The 24085-nt window shown below is 68.2% G+C and carries 13 protein-coding genes and 1 riboswitch; of the genes, 5 read left to right on the top strand and 8 right to left on the bottom strand.

Going from position 1 to position 24085, the window contains the following annotated elements; all coding sequences use genetic code 11:
- Positions 1-30 precede the first annotated feature (30 nt).
- The gene (locus ACYJSS_RS03630; protein WP_111264268.1) at positions 31-381 is read left to right on the top strand and encodes a hypothetical protein; all 351 of its coding nucleotides are present in this window, start codon (positions 31-33) and stop codon (positions 379-381) included.
- Positions 382-574: 193 nt separating this feature from the next.
- Here the strand turns inward: ACYJSS_RS03630 and ACYJSS_RS03635 are convergent, their stop codons facing one another.
- From ACYJSS_RS03635 to ACYJSS_RS03665, 7 genes are all read right to left on the bottom strand, one after another.
- Complete coding sequence (locus tag ACYJSS_RS03635) at positions 575-2227, bottom strand: ShlB/FhaC/HecB family hemolysin secretion/activation protein (RefSeq protein WP_236204368.1); 1653 nt, start codon at positions 2225-2227, stop codon at positions 575-577.
- A gap of 2 nt (positions 2228-2229) precedes the next feature.
- On the bottom strand, positions 2230-7968 hold the full coding sequence (locus ACYJSS_RS03640) for a two-partner secretion domain-containing protein (protein WP_275672209.1): 5739 nt from the start codon (positions 7966-7968) through the stop codon (positions 2230-2232).
- A 112-nt stretch (positions 7969-8080) separates the two neighbouring features.
- Positions 8081-9655 carry a diguanylate cyclase gene (locus ACYJSS_RS03645; protein WP_459479301.1) on the bottom strand — a complete coding sequence of 525 codons (1575 nt, stop codon included), beginning with the start codon at positions 9653-9655 and terminating at the stop codon, positions 8081-8083.
- A 300-nt stretch (positions 9656-9955) separates the two neighbouring features.
- Positions 9956-10576, bottom strand: a complete 621-nt coding sequence (locus ACYJSS_RS03650) for a trimeric intracellular cation channel family protein (RefSeq protein ID WP_111264271.1) — start codon at positions 10574-10576, stop codon at positions 9956-9958.
- 120 nt (positions 10577-10696) lie between these two features.
- A riboswitch (glycine riboswitch) is annotated at positions 10697-10787 on the bottom strand.
- A gap of 56 nt (positions 10788-10843) precedes the next feature.
- Positions 10844-12487, bottom strand: a complete 1644-nt coding sequence (locus tag ACYJSS_RS03655) for a methyl-accepting chemotaxis protein (protein ID WP_236204366.1) — start codon at positions 12485-12487, stop codon at positions 10844-10846.
- Positions 12488-12726: 239 nt separating this feature from the next.
- Positions 12727-14208, bottom strand: a complete 1482-nt coding sequence (locus ACYJSS_RS03660; RefSeq protein ID WP_111264273.1) for a M4 family metallopeptidase — start codon at positions 14206-14208, stop codon at positions 12727-12729.
- Between the two features lie 436 nt (positions 14209-14644).
- The gene (locus ACYJSS_RS03665) at positions 14645-15106 is read right to left on the bottom strand and encodes a cell division protein (protein WP_236204421.1); all 462 of its coding nucleotides are present in this window, start codon (positions 15104-15106) and stop codon (positions 14645-14647) included.
- A 198-nt stretch (positions 15107-15304) separates the two neighbouring features.
- Between ACYJSS_RS03665 and ACYJSS_RS03670 the strand changes: the two genes are divergently transcribed.
- Positions 15305-17089, top strand: coding sequence for a phosphoethanolamine transferase CptA (locus ACYJSS_RS03670; RefSeq protein WP_236204365.1), 1785 nt, complete (start codon positions 15305-15307; stop codon positions 17087-17089).
- A gap of 147 nt (positions 17090-17236) precedes the next feature.
- Complete coding sequence (locus ACYJSS_RS03675) at positions 17237-18145, top strand: DUF808 domain-containing protein (RefSeq protein ID WP_236204364.1); 909 nt, start codon at positions 17237-17239, stop codon at positions 18143-18145.
- Between the two features lie 151 nt (positions 18146-18296).
- On the opposite strand, the gene ACYJSS_RS03680 is transcribed toward ACYJSS_RS03675, so the two are convergent.
- The gene (locus tag ACYJSS_RS03680; RefSeq protein WP_111264837.1) at positions 18297-18692 is read right to left on the bottom strand and encodes a YkgJ family cysteine cluster protein; all 396 of its coding nucleotides are present in this window, start codon (positions 18690-18692) and stop codon (positions 18297-18299) included.
- 265 nt (positions 18693-18957) lie between these two features.
- On the opposite strand from ACYJSS_RS03680, the gene ACYJSS_RS03685 reads away from it, so the two are divergent.
- Entirely contained in the window at positions 18958-22626 is a 3669-nt protein-coding gene (locus ACYJSS_RS03685) for a DUF2339 domain-containing protein (protein WP_236204363.1), read from the top strand.
- Entirely contained in the window at positions 22623-23999 is a 1377-nt protein-coding gene (locus ACYJSS_RS03690; protein WP_111262781.1) for a DUF3999 domain-containing protein, read from the top strand. Before ACYJSS_RS03685 ends, ACYJSS_RS03690 begins: the two co-directional genes overlap by 4 nt.
- The last annotated feature ends 86 nt before the right edge of the window (positions 24000-24085 follow it).

The following is a 24085-nucleotide window of genomic DNA, read 5'->3' on the forward strand; positions in this document are numbered from 1 at the left end:
TGGCAGTCCGCTGTTCATCAGGAGAGAACCATGAAAGTGACTTCCCTGGCTTGCCTGGCGGGGCTGGCCTTGCTGATCCTCGGTTGCGCATCACCGCGCGCCCTCGACACCCGCCATCTCACACGCTTCGACGAGTACCACGCCAACCTCGAGATCGCCGGCCAGCGCTACACGCTGGATGCCTACATCGTGATGTTCCAGAAGCCCTTCTATATCACCGTGCAGCGGGATGACCGCCGCCCCATGTCGATCGATGAGGCAGCGCGCGCAGCGGAGGAGTACATCAAGCCTCGGGGATGCACGGAACCGCTCGTCCGTCGTGCCGATCTGGACCGCAGCAACGCTGACAAGACCCAGTGGATGGTCGGTATCGAGTGCTGATCCGCAAGGAGCGCATGAACCTGGTCAGGGGCGTCACCGGAGCCGACACCGACGGGGATGAAGAGGTGCCCGGAGGCGGGGTTCGGCTCACCACCGTGCACGGTCGGGCCAGCAGTCGACCATTGATTGCGACCTGTCGCCCGTGGCACCGGCAAACCCCGCCATGCCCTGCCCATCGGGCAGGGGCATGGGCTCAGAAGGCGCGCACCACCTGGGCCCAGACGCGCGGCGTGCGTTCCACGTCGCTCTCGGCTTCGGCGTTGCCCGGCTTCCAGGCCGCCACGGCGTTGACCTGCCAGCCATGGGCCGCCCACAGGGCGCCGAAGCCGGCGCCGGAGAGGCTGCGGTGGTTGTCGTCCGAGGTCCAGGTGTCCTTGTTCAGGCGCACTTCGCCGTGGTCGACGAAGGTGGACAGCTGCCAGGCCTCGGTGAGGGCGTAGCGCAACTCGACGTTGGCCAGCCAGCCCTGGTCGCCCGAGGCCTCGCCCTGGGGGTAGGCGCGAACGCCGTAGGCGCCGCCCAGGTAGAGCTTCTCGGAGCTGTCCAGGTTGCCGTCGGCCCACTGGCCCTGGAGCTGGGTGTAGAGGCTGAAGCGGTCGCTCAGGCGCTGCAGGCGCACCAGGCTGGGGTTGAGCTTGTGGAAGCGTCCACGGGTGCCGGCAGTGGCGTCGTCGGTGCGCTGGGCCTGGGCGCCGTCGAGGGTCAGGCTGCCCTGGCTCCAGCCGAGGGCGAAGCTGTTGATCCCGCCGCCGAGCAGGTCGTCACGGCTGTTGCCGTTGAGGGTGAGGGTGACGACGCGGGCGTGCTTGTCGCTCTTCTCGTCGAACAGGTCGATGTCGTCCTTCAGGCGCTTGTCGTCGAACTGCAGCTGGGTGAACAGGCTGAAGTCCCGCGAGCGCACCAGGGGCTGGATGGCGTAGACGCTGGCGATGCGCGCGTTGCCGTGGGCGCGCAGGTCCTCGAAGTCCTTGCCCAGCTCGTAGTCCATGTCCGAGTAGGCGACGCCGAACTGGGTGGCCCAGGGGCCGAGCGGCAACTGGTAGGCCACGCGGCCGTAGTGCTGGTCCTGGTCGCTACCCATGGCCCGCAGGCTGAGGCGGTCGCCGAGGTTGAGCGGGTTGTTCAGGTTCAGGGTGCCGCCCAGGCGGTACTGACCGACGAAGCGGTTGCCGTAGTTGTCCATGTCCACCGAGCCGGTGACCAGCGGGGACTTCTGCAACCCCACCAGCAGGTCGGTGGTGCCGGTGCTGGCACCAGGGCGCAGGGTGGACTTCACCTCCACGCCGGGGGTGTCCTGCAGCAGCAGCAGGCTGCGCTCCAGGGGTTGGCCCTGCACGGCATCACCGGCTTTCAGTGCGGCAAGCGGCGCCAGCGCGCTGCCACCCAGGCCCACCGGGTTGTCGACGCGGACCTCGCCGTAGCGCCCTTCCAGCACGGCGATCTTCACCACCCCGCCGTCGATCTCCTGGGCCGGCAGGTAGGCACGCGCCAGGGGGTAACCCTGTTCGCGGTAACGCCGGGTAATGCGGTTGGCGGCCGCCTGCAATTGACCAACGCTGAGTTCCTTGCCGGGCAGGTCGGCCAGCAGGCCCAGCAGCTCTTCGCTGCCCAGCGCGCTGTTGCCTTCCAGGGTGAAACCGTTGACCTGCAGGCGCGGGCCGGCCTCGGCCGACGGGTCGGCGGGTGCGTCCGGGAGGTTGATCGGCAGGGACTGCCGGGGACTCAGTTGCAGGGGCTGCTGGTCGAGGCCCTGCTGCACCTGGCCGGCATCCGGCGCGGTGGCGGCGGAGACGGATAGGCTGAGCAGCGAGGCGGCGAGGCCGGCCAGCACGGGTGTCGAACGCATCTTCAGATTCCTTCGGGAAGACGAATGCCGTTGTTGACGAGGTTGAGCTGCGCGCCGAACTCGGCCGGTGCGAAGAGTGCCGGGGTGACCACCACCAGGGGCCGTTCGGTTTCGCTGCCAGGCTGTTTGCCGGTCATCTGCGCCACCTGCACGCGCGGGTCGATGACGGTGCTGGAAGGCAGAGTCCCGGTGACGGTGAGCAGGCCGTCGACATAGCTGATGTCGTAGTTGGCCAGGCCACTGCCCAGGGCGTTGCTGGCGACGATGGCGTAGTTGCCGGCCGCAGCCCCTGCCCCGGCACCGCTGCTGGCCAGGCTGACACCGCTGACCAGGTCCCCCGCCACCAGCCCGGCGGTGGTGAAGCCGCTGAGGTTCGCCACCTGGCCGGCGGTCTTGCTGGCGTCGCTGGCGGTGATGGTCAGCGCTGCCTTGTCGATGGTCAGGGTGCCGGCGAGCATCTCGATGTCATAGCCGAACTGGCTGGAATAGAGCCCGCTCGCGCGCAGGTTGGCGCCAGTGTAGGTGCCGGCATTGGCGCTGTTGGCGGTGTAGAAGGCGCTGCCGGAAACCAGGGCCGGGTCGTAGCCGATGGGGAACATCAGGGCACCGGTACTGCTGGTGGCGGTGCCGTCGTAGGTCTTGCTGGCATTGCCGACGTTGACGCTGAGGGCGGTCATGAAGCTGCGCAGCAGGGGTGCGCTGTGGCCCTCGTACATGCGCCAGGTGGCACCCGTGCCGCCGGCGTCGTCGATGCTCCAGCCGGCCGCCACGAAGGGCGCCAGGGTGGTGAGCTGGGTGCTGGTCAACCCCGATACGCCCGAGGCATTGCCGGCCCCGACGCCCTGTGCCAGGCCGCTGGTGGTGGTGTTCCAGAAACTGCCGGTGGCGGTGCCGGCATTGCTGCCCACCAGGCCGCCGACCGCACCGACACTGGAACTGGCCGTGCCCGTGGAATAGACACGCAGCAGGCTGCCGTCGTTGAACCCGACCAGGCCGCCCGCCGTGGCGCTGCCCTGGGCGCTGCCGGTGGCGTAGCTGTCGCGGAGGATGCCGGTGCTGGTGTTGCTGCCCGCCAGGCCGCCGCCATTGAGACCGCCGCTGGCACTGCCTGTGGCCAGGGACTCGCTGAGGGTGCCGGCGTTGGTGCCGACCAGGGCGCCGACGTTGCCCGTACCGGTGGCGCCGGTGTCGCTGCTGACTCGCTCGATCACACCGGCCGATGCGTTGTAGCCCACCAGGGCGCCGGTGTAAGTGCCGCCGGCCACGCTGCCGCCCACCAGGTTGAGGTTGCCGACATAACCGGCGTTGTAGCCGAACAGGCCGCTGTAGGTGCTGCCGGGGCGGTTGATGGCCAGGCCGCTGATGCGATGCCCCTGCCCGTCGAATCGGCCGGTGAAGGGGTTGGACAGGCTGCCGATGGAGAGGAAGCCGGTGCCGCTGTTCCACAGCGCACTGCTGGAGGCGTCGATGTCGTTCGCCAGGACGAAGCGGCTGCCCGCCAGGCTGTTGGAGGCCAGCCCCTGGAGCCCATAGACATCGGCGATGCGGTACGGGGTGACGGCGCTGCCGTCCCCGGCCAGGGCCCGTATGAAGGTGGCGCTGGGGCTGAGGCGGAAGTCGGTTGCGTTGAAGCTCGGCAGGCTGGCCGCCACCTGGTTCCAGGTGCCGCCGGTGAGATTCAGCAGGCCGAGGTTGACGCCTCCGTTGCTGGTCGCGGTGCCGGCAGCAGACAGGGTCAGGCTGCCGTTGGCGGCGTCGATGCCATCACCCAGGAGGATGTTGCCGCTGTTGCTGGTGCTGAGGGTCAGCCCGGCGTTGTCGCCCCAGGTCAGGCGGTCGGCCACGCCGAGGTTGCCGGCTGCCGACAGCTGGCGGGTACCGCTGATGCCGAAGGCACCGCCGCTGTCGAGGCTGAGCAGCCCGCCGGAGCCGAGGTCGGTGTCCAGGCTGTAGCTGGCAGGAGTGGCGCTCAGGTAGAGGCCATAGCCGGTATCGGTGAGACCGCCGAAGTCGGAGAGCGCGAGGAAGCCCAGGTCGCTGTCGGCGTAGCTGCCCCGAGCGGCCAGGTAGCGGCTGCGGGTTGCCGTGAGGCTGCCCTGCCCGGTCATCAGGCGCATGGCCGAGGCATAGATGTCCAGGCCCTGGATACCGAGGTAGCCGACACGATCACTGAACGCGGCGCCCTGGCTGGAACCACCCTCCAGGTAGGTGAGCGTGCCATTGCTGTCGAAGCGGCTGGCTTCGCCCAGGACGTAGTAGTAGCCGTTCGCCCCGGTGGAGGCGTTGCCGATCAGTTGTCCACCCGACACGGCACTGACGGTGGCACCGGCCAATGCCGTGCTGCCGGCGTCGCTGAACACCCGGCCGCTCACGGCGTTGGGTGTGGTGCTGTAGCGCCATTGCAGATACGGATAGAGGTTGGTGCCGATGCCCCAGATCGAGGAGGAGAAACCGGCCGGCAGGCTGCCCTGCAACTGGGCGGTGGTGCGTCCGGTGATTCCAGCCGCCACCCCACCGGCGCTGCCCAGCGTCTGGCCGCTGGTCTGGATGTCCCAGTAGGCGTTGGTGATGGCACTGCTGCCACCGTTGTTGTAGCCGGCGAAGCCGCCCATCTGGCTGCCGCCGGCGACGTAGCCGGTGGAGTAGCTGTTGCCGATGGTGCCGTTGACGAAGTTGACCCCGACAAAGCCGCCGATGTTGCTGGCGGAGCCTTGGCCGATCACCGCGCCGGTGGCGTAGGAGTCGGTGATGCTGCCTTCGTTATGGCCGACGAAACCGCCGATGGGGCCCGCCGCCGCCCTCACCGTGCCAGTGGCGTAGGACTGGCTGATGGAACCGCCATCGCCGCTGTAGCCGTTGGCTCCGACCAGCCCACCGACATAGCCGAGGCCGTTGTTCGGGTTGGTGCCGGTCACATTGCCGGTGGCATGGGCGCGCGTGATGCTGCCGCCGTTGAAATTGAAGCCGACCAGGCCGCCGACCTGGTAGCCGGCGCCGGTGACGTTGCCACTGGCGGAGGCATCGGCGATGGCGCCGCCGTCGTTGGTGCCCACCAGCCCACCGGTATTGGCCTCGCCAGTGCTGGTGCCGCTGACGGTGGTGCTGGCTGATGCGCTGCCAAGGGTCCCGCCCGTCATGTAGCCGACCAGCGCACCGACACCGTCGTTGCCGGTGACACTGCCGCCCACCAGCTTGACGTTGGCCAGGGTCGCGCCGGAGGTGTAGCCGAACAGGCCCACGTAGTTGGTGCTCGCCCGGTTGATGGCCAGGCCGCTGAGGCCGAAGCCCTGTCCATTGAAGCTGCCGGTGAAGCTGCCGGTGTCGCTGCCCAGGGGCTTGAAGCCCGATGCACCCCAGACATCGGCGTAGTAACCGTTGCCGCCGGCAGCAAGCGCGGCGCCGAGGTCGAGGGAGGTGCCGAGCCGGTAGTTGCCGGCCAGGTTCATGCCGATCAGTTGCAAGGCATGGGGGGTGTACACCGCGGTGGAGTACTCGCTGCGCAGCATCGGCCGGGTATCACCCTCGAACATCACCCAGGTGTTGGCGAAGTCGAAGCCGTTGTAGGTGGACTGGGTGCGGGCATTGGCCGAAGTGATGGCGGTGCCACCGCTGGCGCTGCTGGCCTGCCCGGTGCTGTTCACGTCCCAGTAGCTGTTGGCGAAGGTGATGGTGGACAGGAAGGTGCCGCCGATCAGGCCGCCCGTGGCGGTGTAGCCCTGGACCCGGCCGCTGGCGTAGGTGTTGGTCAGGGTCGCCGAGTCGAAGACATTGCCCACCAGCCCGCCGGCGAAGGCGCTGCTGTTGCTGATGGTGCCGGTCACCGACCCCGTGGAATAGGCATCGGCCAGGGTGCCGTTCTGCACGGTGCCGGCCAGGCCGCCCACGTTGCTCAGGCCCGTCACGCTGGCGGTCGAGGACGCCCCCTGCAGCGTGCCATTGGTGACCTGGCCGACCAGGCCGCCGACGTTGGAGCCGTTGCCCAGCACCGAGCCGGTGACGTGGATGCCCGACAGCGTGCCGCTGAGGGACCCACTGATGGCGCCGACGGTGATGTTGCCGGTGATGGCGGCATTGGACAGGGTCAGGTCGCGCACCTGCCCGCTGACGGCCTGGAACAGGCCCACGTTGTTCTCGGAACCACGGGCGATGGTCAGGCCATCCACGGCGTGACCGAGGCCGGTGAAGGTGCCGCTGAAGCCTTGCAGCGGCGCGAAGCCCTGACCGCCGTTCCAGGTGCGCGTGGCGCTGGCGTCAAGGTCGGTGGCGAGGGCGTAGTTGCCACTGGCGCCGACACCCTGCAAACCGGCGAGGTCATGGATCAGGGTGTAGCTGGTGCCCCCCAGGCTGAGGCTGGCGTTGCTGCCCGACAGGGTGACGCGGGCGCCGCTGCCCAGCCGGTAGCCGTTGCCGTAGACCAGCGAGAGCCCTGCGTTGGTGCCGGTGGCGGTGATGTCCTTGTTGATGATGACGCTGCCGGCGGCGTTCAGCGTCAGGGTGGTGTCGGCGCTCCAGCTGATGGGCGCATCGACGGTGATGTTGCCGGCCTGGCTGCCACCGACTCCGGTGGTCACCGTCACCCCGGTACTGGCCAGGGCGTTGGTCAGGGTGTTGACGTTGAGCACGCTGTCGTTGGCGTTGCCGTTGAAGCCACCCATGCCGGTGCTGCCGGCATTGGAAATGGTCACGTTGTAGGGGTCGATCAGCCATTCGCCGGTCTTGCCCTTGCCGGGCTTGGCCAGGGTGGTGACCTTCACGTCATCGGCAACCTGCACGTGGGCACCGCTGGTCTCGATGAAGCCGCCATTGCCGCCGTTCGGGGCACTGGCATCGAGGGTGCCGGCCACCTTGACCACGCCGCCGTCGAAGTCGCCCATGAGCATGATCTTGCCGTTCTTCTCGCCCAGGGTGCGGGCCTCGATCACGCCGGTGTTGTTGACCACGGTCTTGAGCAGCGCATCGCCGGCATCGGCGGTGAGTAGCACCTTGCCGCCGTCGGCGCGGATCAGCTTGTGGTTCTCCACCAGCGCATCCGCTGCGGCGCCGTCCACCTGGACGTTGAGCAGGCCGTCGCCGGCAAAGTCCAGGGTCACGGCATTGCCGGCCGCCAGGGCCACGCTGCCCTGCTGGGCGACGATCACCCCCTGGTTGCTGACGGTGCCCCCCAGCAGCGCCACGGCGCCGCCGTCGGCTGCGGTGAGGGTGCCCTGGTTGACCACGGCCGCCGGCGTGCCGTCGCCCTTGAAGCGGTAGTTGCCGCGTTCGAAATCCTGCGGGTCGATGTCGAGGGTCGAGGCCACCAGGCCGCCGACCTGGACCTGGGCACCGCTGCCGAACAGCACGCCATTGGGGTTGACCAGGAAGACCCGGCCGTTGGCATCCAGCTGGCCCATGATCTTCGAGCCGTCGCTGCCCACCACGCGGTTGAGGGCGATGGAATCACTGCCGGGTTGGTTGAAGGTCACTCGCTTGCCGGCGCCGATGTCGAAGCTCTGCCAGTTGATCGCCAGCTTGCTGCTGGACTGGTCGATGACCATCTGCTGGGCGTTGGGCTGGCTGATGGCGCCACTGCCGGAAACCACCTGGCCGCCGGTCGGCAGGTCGGCCGCCAGGCCCGCCACCGGGGCCAGCAGCGCACACGCCAGGACCGCGCCGGAGCCCGCCTTGCGTCTCCGGGCCTGCTCATCGGCGACACACCAGGCGCGCAGACGGGGATTCCAGACCAGCGAGAAGGCTCGATTCATGACAGCAGTCCTTTGACGGCAAGAAGGGCTCGAGAAAGCCGCCGCTGTATATCACGGCGACTTTTACCTAGGAATTGGCTGTCAGGAATTTTTTACAGCCTTGTTTTTGGCGTCAGCTGATTGACTCGAATGCCCGTATCTCGTCCGCCATCACCCGGTTGCGCCCGGCCTGCTTGGCCTGGTAGAGCAGCTCGTCCGCGCGCTTGAGCACGTCCTGCACGCTGCGCCCGCCTCGGGGCGACCAGTGCACCACACCGAGGGAAACGGTGATCTGCCCCACCGGGTCGATCGGGGTGGCCTCCTGCCGGGCGCGGAAGCGTTCGGCCACCTCTGCTGCCGTGCGCAGGGACGCCTCGGGCAGCAGCAGGATGAACTCCTCGCCGCCGACACGGCACGGCAGGTCCCGCTCCCGGCAGCTCTGGCGCAGCAGGTCGGCGAACTGGCGCAACACATCGTCACCCGTGTCGTGGCCGAAGGTGTCGTTGACCCGCTTGAAGTGGTCGATGTCCAGGCTGATCACGGAGAACGGCGTGCCCAGCCGTTGCCAGGCCTGCAAGCGCTCCTCCATGGCGCGGCGGTTGGCCAGCCCGGTGAGCGGATCGCTCTTGGCCTGCTGGTCCAGTTGGCCGAGCTTGGCCCGGGTGACCTCCAGCCCGGCCAGCAGCGCCTGCTTGATCATCCAGGCCTCGGCATACCAGGCTTTCACCCGCAGGGCCTTCTCCGCCCGCTCGGGCTGCGCGGCGCTCTCGGCCAGTTGCCGCAGCGGGCGGCTGATGCGCGCGGAAATCCACAGGATCAGCCCGATGCCCAGCAGGCTCATGGGCAGCAGGCCGGCGAGCAGGCGCTTCATCAACTCCTCCAGCGCCGCCTGGGCTGCAGCCAGGGGCTGCTGCGCCACCACGCCCCAGCCACTCAGCGGCACGCTGGCGTAGCCGGCCAGCATCTCCACGCCCCGTGTGTTGACCGCCTGCATGGCGCCGCTCTCGCCCTTGAGCACCGCATCGACGATGGGGTTGGCGCCCAGGCGCTCGCCAACGCGGCTGGCGTCGGGGTGGAACAGCACCTTGCGGTCCGGGTCCACCAGGTAGACGTTGGACGCGTCATGGTGGAAGTGCTGGCTGACCAGCGAATCCAGGGCATTGGGCTTGCCCAGGTAGATGGTGCCGCCGATCAGCCCCCGGTACTGGCCATCGGGGCCCCAGATGGGGTGGGAGACGAAGACGATGAGGTTGCCCGCCAGGGAGCGGAACGCCGGGCTGACCATCGCCCGGCGCTGCTGCAGGGCCTCGCGCGAGCGCAGGGCCTGGCCGTTGATGCCCAGGCTGTCGGGCTTGGAGGCCACCACGGTGCCCTCGGCATCGGCCACCAGCACGGTGTTGAAGCTGTGGTCCTGCGTCAGCAGGCGCTCCGCTTCCAGCGCCATCTGTTTCGTATCGCCCGGCACGTTGCCCAGCAGGTTGGCGCTGAAGCGCAGGCGCTCCAGGTCACCGGCCAGGTTCTCGTTGATGCTGGCGGCGAGCTTGGCCGCATAGGCGCGGTTGGCCTCCAGGGCGTTCTGCACCAGCGCCTGGCGCTGGATGCCATAGGTCACCAGCAGGTTGTTGGCCAGCGTCGCCAGGGTCGCGGCGAGCGCGAACAGCAGGATGAGGTTGCGCAGGTTGAGCTTGGGGGGCGGCCCGAACGGCATGGGTCATGTCCCGATGGGTCTAGCGCTCAAGGCGACTGCGATCCTTGCAGCGGGTCCTACGGGCGACGCATCGTCGTGGTGAGCGAACGGGCTCTGGCCAGGGCCGTCACAGGCCCGTAGAAAAACCCGGGAAAACGTGTGGATTTTACCCTTCGTGCAAGGTGAAACCAAGGCCGAAACGGCGATGTGCCATCATGTGTGCGCTCCGGGATCGGGCGATACCGCTGTGCCCGGGGCTGCGCTGGCAGGCCGGAGATGGGGCGCACCGAACCGAGTCGGGCTCGGTGGGTGCGGAGACTTTCAATGCTCCCACCGCCCCGGCGCATAGGAAAACATCGGCAGCGACCAGCCGAAGCGGATCGCCGAGAGGCGCAGCAGCAGGCCGACGCTGAAGGAGGCGAGCAGGTTGAGGTCGTCGTCGACGCCTTGCTGGCGCAAGCCGAGGTAGAGCAGGGCGACCAGCAGGGAGACGCTGGCGTAGAGCTCCTGGCGCAGCACCTGCGGGGTGCGGTTGCAGAGGATGTCGCGGAGGATGCCGCCGAAGATGCCGGTGATGATCCCGGCCATGGCCACCACCGGCAGCGCATAGTCCAGGCCCAGCGCGACGTTGCAGCCGATCACCGTGAAGGCGATCAGGCCCATGGCGTCGAGCACCAAAAACAGCTGGCGCAGGTGGTGCATGAAGCGTGACAGGAGCATGGCCACGAGGCCGGCGCCGATGGTGAGGAAGATGTATTCGGGGTGCTGGGTCCAGCTCACCGGGTAGTGGCCCAGGAGGATGTCGCGGACGGTGCCGCCGCCGAGGGCGGTGAGGAAGGCGATGAGGCTGACGCCGAACAGGTCCATGTTGCGCCGGCCGGCGGCGAGGGCGCCGGACATGGCTTCGGCGACGATGGCGATCAGGTAGACGTAGGTGAGCACACAGAACTCCTGCGTTGTGCTGCCCCTCCCCCTGTCCTGTGTACCTGAGAGTTTGCGCGGCGCTGGCCGCTTGCCCCTTCGGTGGGCCGCTCGCCGGCGGCCGCTCTCCAGTTGGCGATCATGGAACCCGCAGTGACTTCTGCCTGAGCGATTATGGGAGTTTGCGCCTTCGGCGGAGGCGCATGGCGCCTCGCTCTCCTGCGGGGGCGCGGATTATAGGGGCGCTGGCGATCTTGTGCGAGCGGTCAGTTTTCGCGCCTGCACCGATCAGGTGCGGAAGGCGCCCAGGCCGCTTTTCAGGGCGCGCGCCGTCTCGCCCAGTTCGGCGGCGGAGTGGTTGATGGCGTCGACGTCCTGGCGGGTGTGCTCGAAGGCGCCGCGCATGTCGCCCAGGCGGCCGGACATGTCGGCCACCGCATGCTGGATGTTCTCGCTGCTGGTCAGCGCCTGCTCGACGTTGGCGTTCACCTCGTCCATCTGCCGGACCAGCGCATCGAGGGCGTCCAGCGCCTCGTCGGCATTGCCTGCCAGGGCGCGCGAGCGTTCGGCGGTGCTGCCCATGCGCTGGGCGATCTGGCGGATGGCGCTGGTCACCTGGTCGATCACCTGGTGGGCATCGCTCAGCACGCTCTTGGTCTGGCCGGCGAGCTTGCGCACCTCATCCGCCACGACGGCGAAGCCACGGCCGGCTTCACCGGCGCGCGCGGCCTCGATGGCGGCGTTGAGCGCCAGCAGGTTGGTCTGCTCGGAGATGCCCGCGATCATCTGCAGCACCTTGCCGATCTGCTCGGCCTCGCGGCTGAGGCCGTCGAGGTCGGTGGCCAGTTCGATGTTGGAAGAGGTGCTGCCGTGTACGTCGGCGATCAGCTGCTGCAGCTCCTGGTGGGCGCGGCTGAGCTCGGCACTGGTGCGTTCGAGGTTGCTGCGCACCGCGCCGGCGAGGCTGTGGGATTGCCCCGCGGCGTGCTGGATCGACTGGCCGTGCTGGTCGACGTCGGCCAGCTGGTGCGCGGCCTGCTGGATCTGCTGGGTGATGTCGTCGGCGCGGTGGAGGAAGGTTTCTGCCAGTTTCTGGTTGCTGTCGGCCATGCCGAGGGCGCCGGAGAGCGTTTGCCGCAGATCCTGCAGCAGGCCGGACAGGCGCGTGCCCATCTGCCCGAGTTCATCGTTGCTGGTGACGGCGAGGGCGTGCGAGAGGTCGCGTTCCTGGGCGATGCGGTTGAGCTGCCCGGTGAGCTGGCGGATGGCCTGGACCAGCATGCGCGTGGCCAGCCAGGACAGCAGCAGGCCGATGCCCAGGGTCACCGCGCCGATCAGCAGCAGGCTGCGCAGGCTGTCGGCGATGGCCTCATCGAGGCTGCTCAGGGTCACGTCCACGCCGACCACATAGGGTTGGCCCGCGGTGGTGCGCATGGGCAGGAAGATCGAGCGGAAGGTCCCGTAGCTGTCGGTGTACTCGTCGAACTGCGCCTGGTTGCTGCGGGCCGCCCGGGTCACCGCCGGGCTGGCGTCGGTGTATTCCTCCAGGTGCTTGGCATAGCTGTCGCTGGCGATTTCGCCGCTGCTGGCGCCGTCGGAGAGGTAGAACACCCGGCCGCCGCTGTCGACCATCAGGGTGTAGGCGAACTTCAGGTCCACCTCGCCGGCGTACTCGCCGAGGTTGCGCACCTGCTCCAGGTACTCGCCCTCGCGCAGGCCGTCGGCCGTCCGCGCCCGCTCCAGGTAGTCGTTGCCCAGCAGGCGCGGCACCGCATGGGCCGCCGCGCGCAGGCGGTTGTCCATCTGCTCGCGGATGTCCAGGGACTTCACGTACTGCGCATAGCTGATGAAGGTGGCGATGCTGATCAGGTTGACCAGGGTGAAGGCCAGCAGGATCTTCGTCTGCAGGCTGACGGAGCGCAGCGAGGGCATCGGTTCAGTTCCATCCGAGTGGAGAGTCCAGCCGCTCTTGCAGCGGCTTACTTTTGTTTCGGAATACTCTGACAGAACTTGAGTGGCAATTGGCCAGTTGGACCCGGGTGTTTTTTGAAAGAGGAACCGCGCCGGGGCCGTCGTGCAGGCGTCTTGCCCCGTTCCGCTGTTCGACGCCCGTCTTCATGACCCCCTGCGGCGGGCGCCGGCAGGGGGCTTGGCAGGGGCCTTGGCCCGTTCTACAGCGAGGTCTTGCAGGTCACGCCCACGGTCTTGAACGCGTTGACCACATCCGCCGTCGGCAGGCTGCGGTTCTGCGCCGACTTGATCACGCCGCAGGCACCCTGGTCGAAGGTGCTGGTCTCGGTCCAGTAGAAGCGGTTGGCGTCGACGAACACTTCGAAGGCCTTGCGGGTGTTCCAGCCGGTCGACCTGGCCAGCAGGTAGAAGGCGCGGTTGTACACCCCGCTGGAGTGGTGCACGTCGATGCCGTCGTAGTAGTCGCTGGCGTGGTCGATGGAGCTGCCGTCACGGCTGGGCTGGTCCATGTAGCGCAGCGAGCCGTTGCCCTTGAAGATCTCGGCACCCACCTTCCAGTCGTTCTGCCCCTTCATGTAGTACTCGGCGGCTTCGCCGGCCATGTCCGAGAAGGCCTCGTTCATGCCGCCGGACTGCCCGTCGTAGACCAGCCCCGAGTTCAGCTCGGTGAAGCCGTGGCTGACTTCGTGGGCCGAGACGTCGAGCGACACCAGCGGGTAGAAGCGGCTCTTGCCGTCGCCGAAGGTCATGGCCTGGCCGTCCCAGAAGGCGTTCTCGTAGCCGTTGCCGTAGTGCACCTTCATGTACAGCTTCTTCTCGTTGAGCGGGCGCAGCCCGCCGAACCAGTTGCCGTACATCTGGAACACCACGTTGCCGAAGTAGTGGGCATCGTTGAGCGGCGAGTAGGCCCCGTTGGTGAGCTTGTACTCGTTGTACGGGCAGGCGAAGCGGAAGGGTTTGACGCTGGTGTTGCTGGTGCTGTTGTTGAGGTTCACGGTGATCACGTCGCCGCTGTTCATTTCGCAGCGGGAGTTGACGATCAGCGGGCCGTACTGGGTGCCGTAGAGGTACTTGCCGGTCTTGGCGTTGCCGCCCGGGCCGGTGGCTTCGGCGTGGTTGAGGCCTTCCCAGCGTTGCAGGACCTCGCCGGTGTTGGCTTCGATCATGAAGTGCGGGCGGGACGGCTGCTCGCCGCCCACGAAGAACGACACCACGTAGGCGAGTTGCGCCTGCTTCTGCTCGTTCAGCCGCACCACCAGTTCGCTCTGCTCGTTGCTCAGCGGCTGGCTGCTCTGCACCAGCGCCTTGGCCTGCTGCAGGGCCTGCTCCTTGGTGAGGGTGGGGGTGGCGTCACGCACCAGGTCCTGCTCGATGCCCACGAGCATCCGGCCACTGCGCTTGGTGCTGCCGTTGCGGGTTTCGGTGATGGCTTCGCCCCAGACCCGCACACCCTTGTAGTACTGCTGGTAGCGGGTGACCTGGGTGCCGTTCGGCAGCTTCGCGCTGGTGCCCTTGTCGAGTTCCTCTGCGTCCAGGCCCAGGTCGGAGTGGATATCACTGCCACCGGCTACTCCCGCCCGGGCCGGCAGTTTGGCGACGTCTACCAGCTCGGCCGCGAGTCCTATCGCGGGAGAGGCAAGAGTGGCCAGGATCAACGACTTTCCTACGAACTTCCTTTGCATTGTGTAGCTCCTTGGTGATGGTCGGAGGGTATCTCCGTGGTGCTCCAGTGGCCTTGTGGGCGCTCTAGGAGCGAGGTGACGCCGGTGTCCGGCGTATGGCCGGTTGGGGTGGCGACAAGGAGGTAGGTATAGACGGAAGGAAAGAGATATCAACGAATTTTGCAGAAATAATCGCGATATTTTCTGCAAATTTCGGCAATAAGGTGGTTATTTGTCGCGAATTGACAGGGTGTCAATTTCCAGCCGTTGCGCTTGGCGCGGTGGCCGGGCCCATGGCGGGAAAGCCTGCAGCCCAGTCACCACGGGGCATCGGGGCGGCAAAGCGCAACGGCTGGGAAGCCCGGGGAATTGGAAGCGAAACGGCGCCGATCGTCGGCTCCCGGGGCTTTTTACCCGTAGCCTGCGCTGGGAGCGGCTCGTCGCCGCCGATGAACGGTCAGTCCGGGGTGTTGCGGCGGTCGTGGCGGTACAGCCAGGCCAGGGGCGGCAGCAGGGCGAGCAGGGCGAAGCCGTCGACCCACAGGTGCGTCCAGATACCCCGTTGCGCCGAGAGCAGCATGTCCTGCGGGGCCCACAGCAGGATGCCGAGGATCATCCAGCCCCAGGCCGAGGCGTTGCGCCGGCGGTCACCGAGGCGCACCAGGGCGAACATGAACACCGCGTAGCTCTGCATGGTCGCGCCGAACAGGGCCTGCCACCAAAGCTGCTGCGCGCGCGCGCCCTCCGGCACCGTGCCGGCCCAGAAGGCTCGCTCCACGCTCTGCTGGTAGAGCTCGAACAGCGGCAGGTGATTGGCCCAGGTCAGCGCGATGCCGGCGCAGAGATGGCCGAAGGCGGCGGCGTACAGCCAGTAGACGAGCAGTTGGCGAAGGCGGGGGGTCGGGTCGGGGGCGGGCATCGACATTCCGTGTCCTGAGGGCGCTGGTGGCGGGGGAGTGTAGCGATTTTCGAAGCCGGTGCGACGGTTCGTCGGGTGCGGATGCGGATTCCAGGGCCTCGCGCACCTTCTTGACGAAGTTTTCACATGGGCTTGTGCACAGTCCCTGAGGTTTCTGCCGTCTCGTTCGGCAGCCTGTATCCGACTGATGGAGTTCTTATGCCGTCGCACGTGCGTGATCAAGGGGCCCGGAAACTCGACTGGGCCGGTCTGGGCTGGCTGTTCCTGTTCTTCTGGTGCTTCTCGGGCCTCACCCAGGCGCTGATCCTCGCCACCGACACCAGCGGCTTCACCGGCTTCCGCCAGGCCTTCCTGCTCAGCGGCCTGTGGCTGATCCCGGTGCTGCTGTTCCCGGCCCGCACCCGCACCCTCGCCGCAGTGATCGGCGTGATGCTCTGGCTGGCCTCCTTGCCGGCGCTCTTCTATTTCCTGGTGTACGGCCAGGAGTTCTCCCAGAGCGTCATCTTCATCATGTTCGAGTCCAACGCCGCCGAGGCCAGCGAGTACCTGACCCAGTACATGACCTGGTGGATACCCCTGGTGTTGCTGGCCTATGCCGCCGTCGCCTGGCTGATCTGGCGGCGCCTGCGCCCGGTGTACCTGCCCCGCCGCCAGGCGCTGGCGGTCAGTGCCGCGCTGCTGGTCGGGTTGCTCGGCTACCCGGTGACCAAGCAGCTCATGGTCAACGACAGCTTCGAGCAGGCCATGGACGGTATCGACAAGCGCCTCGAGCCGGCCGCGCCCTGGCAACTGGCGGTGGGTTACCGGCAGTACCGCCAGCAGCTGTCGAACATGCAGGACCTGCTGGAAGGCAACGCCCGCATCGCGCCGCTCGCCAACCTGCGCGACATCAACGGCAACCAGCCCTCGACCCTGGTGCTGGTCATCGGCGAATCCACCAACCGCCAGCGCATGAGCCTCTATGGCTATTCACGCCCGACCACGCCCAACCTCGACAAGCTGCGCGACGAGTTGCAGGTGTTCGACAACGTGGTGACCCCGCGCCCCTACACCATCGAGGCGCTGCAGCAGGTGCTGAGCTTCGCCGACGCGAGCAACCCGGACGCCTACCTGAGCAAGCCCTCGCTGCTGAACATGATGAAACAGGCGGGCTACAAGACCTTCTGGATCACCAACCAGCAGACCCTGACCAAGCGCAACACCATGCTCACCACCTTCTCCAAGCAGGCCGACGAGCAGGTCTACCTGAACAACAACCGCAACCAGAACGCCCGCCAGTACGACGACGACGTGTTCGAGCCCTTCTCCAAGGTCCTCGCCGACCAGGCGCCGCGCAAGTTCATCGTGGTGCACCTGCTGGGCACCCACATGAGCTACCAGTACCGCTACCCGCCGGAGTACGAGCGCTTCACCGACCGCCAGGGCGTGCCGCCGAACGTCACCGACGACCAGTTGCCCACCTACAACAGCTACGACAACGCCGTGCTGTTCAACGACCACGTGGTTTCCACCCTGATCGAGCGCTTCAGGGCCACCGACCCGAACGGCTTCCTGCTCTACCTGTCCGACCACGGCGAGGCGGTGTTCGACCCCGAGCACCCGCAGGTGCTGGGCCGTAACGAGGCGGCGCCCACCGCGCCGATGTACACCATCCCCTTCATGGTCTGGACCAGCCCCGCGTGGCAGCGCAGCCATCCGCGCAGCTTCGCCGGCACGCTCGACCGTCCCTTCAGCAGCGCCGGGCTGGTGCACACCTGGGCGGACCTGGCCGGCCTGCGCTTCGACGAGCTGGACCCCAGCCGCAGCCTGGTCAGCGCGGACTTCAAGGCGCGCCCGCTGATGATCGGCAACCCCTACACGCCGAAGGCGATGATCGATTTCAGCCTGATCAAGCCCAAACCCAAGGACGCACCCAAGCCGGTGGAGCTGGCGAACGAGGGCGACCAGCCGTTGAAGAGCGGCCCCGACCGCACGCGCGGCTAGGGCTGGGCCCGATTGCCCCGGCAGGCAACCTGCCGGGGTGGCGTTCCATCAGCTTTTTGCTCGGAAATCCGTCTGACGCATGGAACGGCGTCGTAGGCTGTTGCATCATTCCGCCCTCGCAACGCTTACCCACTCAAGGATTTCCACATGGCCGGAGCCAGCCTGCTCACCCTGCTCGACGATATCGCCAGCGTCCTCGACGACGTTTCCCTGATGACCAAGGTCGCCGCCAAGAAAACCGCCGGCGTACTGGGGGACGACCTGGCCCTCAACGCCCAGCAGGTTTCCGGCGTGCAGGCCGAGCGCGAGCTGCCGGTGGTCTGGGCGGTGGCCAAGGGCTCGGCGGTGAACAAGGCGATCCTGGTGCCGGCCGCGCTGCTGATCAGCGCCTTCGCGCCCTGGGCGGTGACCCCGTTGCTGATGGTGGGCGGTGCCTACCTGTGCTTCGAGGGCTTCGAGAAGCTCGCCCACAAGTGGCTGCACAGCGCCGAGGAAGACCAGCAGAGCCACGCGGCCCATGTCGAGGCGCTGGCCAAGACCGACGTCGATGTCGTGGCCTTCGAGAAGGACAAGGTCAAGGGTGCCGTCCGCACCGACTTCATCCTCTCCGCCGAAATCATCGCCATCACCCTGGGCACCGTCGCCGAGTCCACCTTCGGTGTGCAGGTGGCCGTGCTGGTGGGCATCGCCGCGATCATGACCGTCGGCGTGTACGGCCTGGTGGCCGGCATCGTCAAGCTGGACGACCTGGGCCTGTACCTCAGCCGCAAGGCCAGCCAGGCCGCACAGAGCATCGGCCGCGCCATCCTGCGTGCCGCGCCCTACATGATGAAGGGGCTGTCGGTGATCGGCACCGCCGCGATGTTCCTGGTGGGCGGGGGCATCCTCACCCACGGCATTCCGGCCGCCCACGAGCCCATCCACCACCTGGCCGAAGCGGCGGGCGCCGCAGGCTGGCTGGTGCCGACCCTGGTCAATGGCGTGGTCGGCATCGTCGCCGGTGCGCTGGTGCTGGTGGTGGTCAGCCTGGCCAAGAAGCTGTTCGCCAAGGGCTGATAGCCGCCCATGAAAAACGCCCCGCCGGCATCGCCCGCGGGGCGTTTTCGTTTTCAGGGGTTCGTGTTGCCGTTCGGATCGTAGCCCGGGCTTCAGCCCGGGGGCCGGGGCAGCGCGGATGAATTCGCGGCTACAGGCAGAGGGCGCGGGATCAGGCGTTGGGCTTGAAGGCGCAGTAGCCGGGGCGCGGGCCAATCCGGGGGTGGTTGCGGCAGGTTTCCGGGCGCTTGTCGTAGATGGTGCACAGGCGCGACTTGCGGTCGAGGAAGTAGCAGTCGTTGTTGGACATGCGGGTCAGGGTGAAGATGCCCGACTTCTGGTTGAAGCGCTCCACCAGGCCCTCCTTCATCAGGCGCTTGGCGATGTTCTTCGGCGGCTCGCCGCGCTCGAAATCGGCCACCAGCTCCATGCGGATCAGGTCGCTGATGCGCACTTCCACCGGCAGGGTGCAGCAGCTGGAGACGCAGGCGTGGCACATGCTCTTTTCGTAGCGGATCCAGGTTTCGGTGCGATCGATATCGGCGCCGACGATGAGCATGGTCTTCATGGCTTGGGTACGGGTGGGGGCTGGGAGGGCGCGCATCATAGCGGGATTGGCGAATTTGTGAACAGTTTGCCGCCGGCCGGCGAGACGATTTCTACCGTCTGTGCGCAATCGGGTGAATTTTCTGTGTCTGTGAGATGGCCAGCATTCGTCTGTAGGGAGTGTTCCGTTTCGCTCGATATACTGGCGCGTCGCCATTTACGCCGGGCGGCGGCGTTGAACGTGCAGGGATCTGGCGTTTCTTCTCAATCACTTGGGAATTCAGTGCATGCAATGGATCTTCATGCTGGTGGGTCTGGCCATGGGAGCGGCAGCCGGTGAATCGATCACCGGAGCCCTGCTGGGCGGCCTCCTCGGATTGGGCCTCGGACAGGCGATCCGCCTGCACGGGCTGAGTACGGAAAACGCCGCCCTGCAGAAGCAGCTGCGCGAGTTCGCCGCCCGCTTCGACGTCGGCACCCAGGCCATCCACGAGCGGCTGCTCAAGGTCGAGCGCAGCGGGGTGCAACCCGCCGCTCCCGCCGCGCCGCCCTCCGAGGCGCCCGCATCGGTGCCGGAAGCGCCCGTCGCCCATGCCCAGGCCGCCGCGCCGGGGAGGCCGGAGCAACCGCTGGACGACAGCGAGCTGGTCTGGGAACTGCCTGCGGAGCTCGAGCCGGAGCCCCTGGTGGTCACCCCGCCCCCGCGCCAGCCGGATGTCAGCGACTGGACCCTGGAACCCCTCCCCGAGCCCTTGGCCGAGCCGCTGCCGCCGCGCCAGCCGGAACCCAGGGTCGCTCGCGCCCCGGTCACCCCGCCCCCACCGCCGCCGCCCCGCGAGCCCTCGCTGTTCGAGCGCGGCTTCGCGGCCGCGCGCAACTGGCTGTTCGGCGGCAACACCGTGCTGCGGGTCGGCGTGCTGCTGCTGTTCCTCGGCCTGGCCTTCCTCCTGCGCTATGCCACCGAAGGCATGGTGGTGCCCATCGAGGTGCGCTATGCGGGCGTCGCGGCTGCCGCCATCGCCCTGCTGGGGCTGGGCTGGTGGCTGCGCCGGCGCAACCCCAACTACGGCCTGATGCTGCAGGGCGCGGGCATCGCGGTGCTCTACCTGACGGTGTTCGCGGCGATGCGCCTGCACCCGCTGCTGGACCCGAAGATGGCGCTGATCCTGCTGATCGTGGTGACGATCTGCTCGGCCATCCTCGCCGTGCTGCAGGATGCCCTGGGCCTGGCCGCCGCCGCGGCGCTGGGCGGTTTCGCCGCGCCGATCCTCACCTCCACCGGCAGCGGCAACCATGTCGCGCTGTTCTCCTATTTCGCCCTGCTCAACGCGGGCATCTTCGCCATTGCCTGGTTCAAGGCCTGGCGCCTGCTCAACCTGATCGGCTTCGTCGGCACCTTCGGCATCGGCTTCGCCTGGGGCATGCGCTCCTATAAGCCGGAGCTGTTCGCCAGCACCGAGCCCTTCCTGGTGCTGTTCTTCCTCATGTACCTGGCCATCGGCCTGCTGTTCGCCCGGCGCAAGCTGCGCGAGGCGGCGGCCGCGCCGGATGGCGAGCGTGATGCGCTGCTGCGCTGGTCGGCGCGCCAGGGCGACTACATCGACGGCACCGTGCTGTTCGGCCCGCCCCTGGTCGGTTTCGGCCTGCAGTACGCGGTGATCCACCACATCGAGTTCGGCGCCGCCTTCAGCGCCCTGGCCCTGGGCCTGCTGTACATGCTGATCGCCCGGGTGCTGTCGGGCCGCGCGCCGGGCCGCGCCTTGCTGCTGGTGGAAACCTGCATGGCCCTCGGCGTGGTGTTCGGCACCCTGGCCATTCCGCTGGGCCTGGATGCACGCTGGACCTCCGCCGCCTGGGCCGTTGAAGGCGCCGGCATCTTCTGGCTGGGCCTGCGTCAGCGCCGGCCGCTGGCCCGTGCCTTCGCCCTGCTGTTGCAGGTGGGGGCGGCCCTGGCCTTCCTCGGCAGCCTGCGCGTGGGCGTCGACAGCCTGCTGGACGGCGCGCCGCTGGGCGCGCTGATGCTCGGCGTGGCGCTGCTGTTCAGCTTCTGGCAACTGCGCGGGGCGCAGGAGGAAGAGGCGTCCGTCTGGGAGCGCAGCGGCTTGCCGATGCTGGCCTGCAGCGGGTTGGCCTTCCTCTACCTGATCGCGCCGCTGTGCCTGCGCGCCGAAGGCACTGCCATCGTCTGGGCCCTGGCCGGCCTGGCGACCCTCTACGTCGGCCTGCGCCTGGCCTCGCGCACCTTCCTCTTCAGCGCCTTCGCCGTGCAGCTGCTCGGTGGCGCCGTGTTCCTCCTGGGCATGGACCGCAGCGGGCTGGGCAGCGGCAGTGCGCTGGGCTGGAACGGCCTGGTCACCGCCTCGCTGATCGGCCTGGCGCTGATCGGCGGCATGCTGGTGGCGGCCCGCGACGACATGGTGCGCAACGACAAGCGCCTGCTGCGCAGCATGTCCGTGGTACTGCTGGTGGGCCTGGCGTTCATCAACCTGGCGGTGCTCTTCGTCCTGCCCTGGCGCACGGCCAGCGCGGTCTGGGGCGGAAGCGGCCTGCTGATCGTCTGGCTCAGCCTGCACCTGCAGCTGCGCGCCAGCTTCATCTTCGGCCTGGCGCTGCAGGTGGTGGCCGGCCTCAGCTTCCTGGCGGTCAGCCCGCTGTTGCTCGGCCAGCTCAGCGCCGAGGGCCTGAGTCCGCTGGCCCACGCCGGCTTCTGGACGCCGCTGGTGCTGTCCCTGGCGGCCCTGGCCGGTGCCTGGCGCCTGCACAGCGAGGCCCGGCGCGAAGACCCGCGCCTGCAAGGCGTGAGCCTGGGGCACCTGTCGCAGCTTTTGCTGGTCTGGAGCGCCGGCTGGTGGACGCTGGCCTGGGTCGCCGAGATCGGCCGCTTCGCCGCACCAGGGCTGCAGGTGCCGCTGGCGCTGCTGGCGGCCTCGGTGACCGTGGCGCTGTGGATGCTTTTGGCGCTGCGTGCCCACTGGCGCACCCTCGCGCTGCTCTGCCTGTTGCTGGTGCCGGCGGCCCTCGTGGCGCTGATGCAGGCCTGGCACCCCAACTACCATCCGGCCGCCGACTTCGGCTGGCTGGGCTGGGGTGCGCTGTTCGCGGTGCACCTGCTGGCGCTGCGCACGCTGCACGGCCTGCTGCCGGAGGGAGCCCGCAGCGCTGCCCACGTGCTCGGCTGCTGGTTGATCCTCGGCGTGCTGGCGCTGGAGTTGCGCTACCTGCTGATGCTGCTGTCCGAGCACTACAACGCCTGGCGCTGGCTGGGCTGGGCGCTGTTGCCGAGCCTCTACCTGCTGCTGGTCACCCGGGTGATGCGCCTGCCCTGGCCGGTCGCCGCCTTCGCGCGCGAGTACCGCCTGTGGGCGGCCATGCCGCTGGCGGCGATGATGCTGGCCTGGTTCTGGATCGCCAACGCCTGGAGCGACGGCAGTGCCGATCCGCTGCCCTACCTGCCGCTGGTCAACCCGTTGGAGCTGGGGCTGCTGTTCGCCCTGCTGGGGGTCTGGCTATGGCTGCGCGAGAACCTCGGCGAATTCGGCTTCGACGCCACCGTGCAGCGCCTGGCGCCGCAATGGGTGGTGGGCGCCTCGCTGTTCGCCCTGGCCACGGCCATCGTCTTCCGCAGCGCCCACCACTGGGGCGGCGTGCCCTTCGTGCTGGATGCGCAGCTGGATTCGATGCTGGTGCAGGCCGGGTTGTCCATCGTCTGGACCAGTATCGCCCTGGGCCTGATGATCGGCGGCCACAGGCGCGTCCATCGCGAGCTGTGGCTGGTGGGCGCCGCGCTGATCGCGGTGGTGGTGGCCAAGCTGTTCTTCGTCGAGCTGGGCAACCGGGGTGGCCTGGAGCGCATCATTTCCTTCATCGGCGTCGGCGTGTTGCTGCTGGTCGTCGGCTATTTCGCGCCGCTCCCGCCCAAGCGGGCGGCGCCTGAATCGGAGCAGATCAACGCATGAGCCGTTTCCCCCTCTTGCTGAACATCTGCCTGGGCCTGTTGTGCGTGACGCAGCCGGCCCAGGCCCAGGACAGCCTGGACGACTTCGCCGCCCGGGTGCCGCTCAAGGTCGAGGGCAACGGCCCCTGGTACCGCGTCGACCTGCCGATGTCGCTGCATTTCGTCGCCCGTCATGCGGACCTGCGCGACCTGCGCATCTTCAACGCCGAGGGCGAACCGCTGGCCTATGCGCTGACCCGCAGCGAGTCGGAGGTCACGCGGAGCGAGCAGGACGTGGCGCTCAAGTGGTTCCCCCTGCGTGGCCCGGCCGATGCCGGCCAGGGTGCGCCGCGGGTGAGGGTGGAGCGCAGCACCACCGGCACCGTGGTCGAGGTGCTGCCGGAGGACCCGGCCGCCACGGGCGAGCGCCTGCGTGGCTGGTTGCTGGACGCCAGCGCGGTGAAGACGCCGCTGGAGAAGCTGGTGATCGACTGGAGCGAGGCGGGCGAAGGCTTCCAGCGCTTCAGCATCGAGGCCAGCGACGACCTGCAGGGCTGGCGCTCCTGGGGCACCGGGCAGATCGCCCGGCTGAGCTTCGGCGATGACCATATCTACCAGCGCGAGGTGGTGCTGCCAGGGCAGAAGGCGCGCTACCTGCGCCTGCTCTGGCTGGATCGCGAGGCACCGCTGCTGACCGAGGCCCGTGTCACCGGTGCCAGCCAGGAGAGCCGTCCGGCGCCGCTGGTGTGGTCCGAGCCGCTGGTCGCGAGCACGACGGGCAAGGGCGAGTACGCCTGGGACCTGCCGTTGCCCCTGCCGATCGAGCGGCTGAAGTTCTCCCTCGACCAGGCCAATACCCTGGCACCGGTGCAGCTGCAGGCGCGGCGCAACGACACCGCGCAATGGCAGGGCCTGACGTCCGGGCTGCTCTATCGCCTGCCGCAGGACGGTAGCGAGGTGGTGCAGGACCAGTTGGTGCTGTCCGGCTGGACGCCGGTGCAGCACCTGAAGATGAGCGTCGACCCGCGTGCCGGTGGTTTCGGCGCCAAGGCCCCGACCCTGCAGGTAGGCATGCGCGCGCTGCAGGTGGTGTTCCTGGCCCGGGGCACGCCGCCCTTTACCCTGGCCATCGGCCAACCGGGTGCCGCGACCGCCGAGCTGCCGCTGACCACCCTGGTGCCCGGCTACGGCCCCGGCAGCCTGGAGAAGATGGGGCGCGCCCAGCTCGACGGCGACCTGCGCCTGGCCGAGCGGAAGGCCGTGGTGGTCGCAGCGGAAAAGGACTCGGCGCTGGCCTGGAAGCGCATCGGCCTGTGGGCGGTGCTGCTGCTCGGCGTGGGGCTGCTGGTGCTGATGGCGTTGAGCCTGCTGAGAGGCCAGGGCAAGGGCGCCTGAGGGCGCCACGTTGCGCGAAGTTGTCACTTCAATGCTGGCTTTTTGATGTATCTTCTAGAGCGGCGCGTGACAGGGGTCACGCGCCG

This window comes from Pseudomonas sp. No.21 (assembly GCF_054558415.1).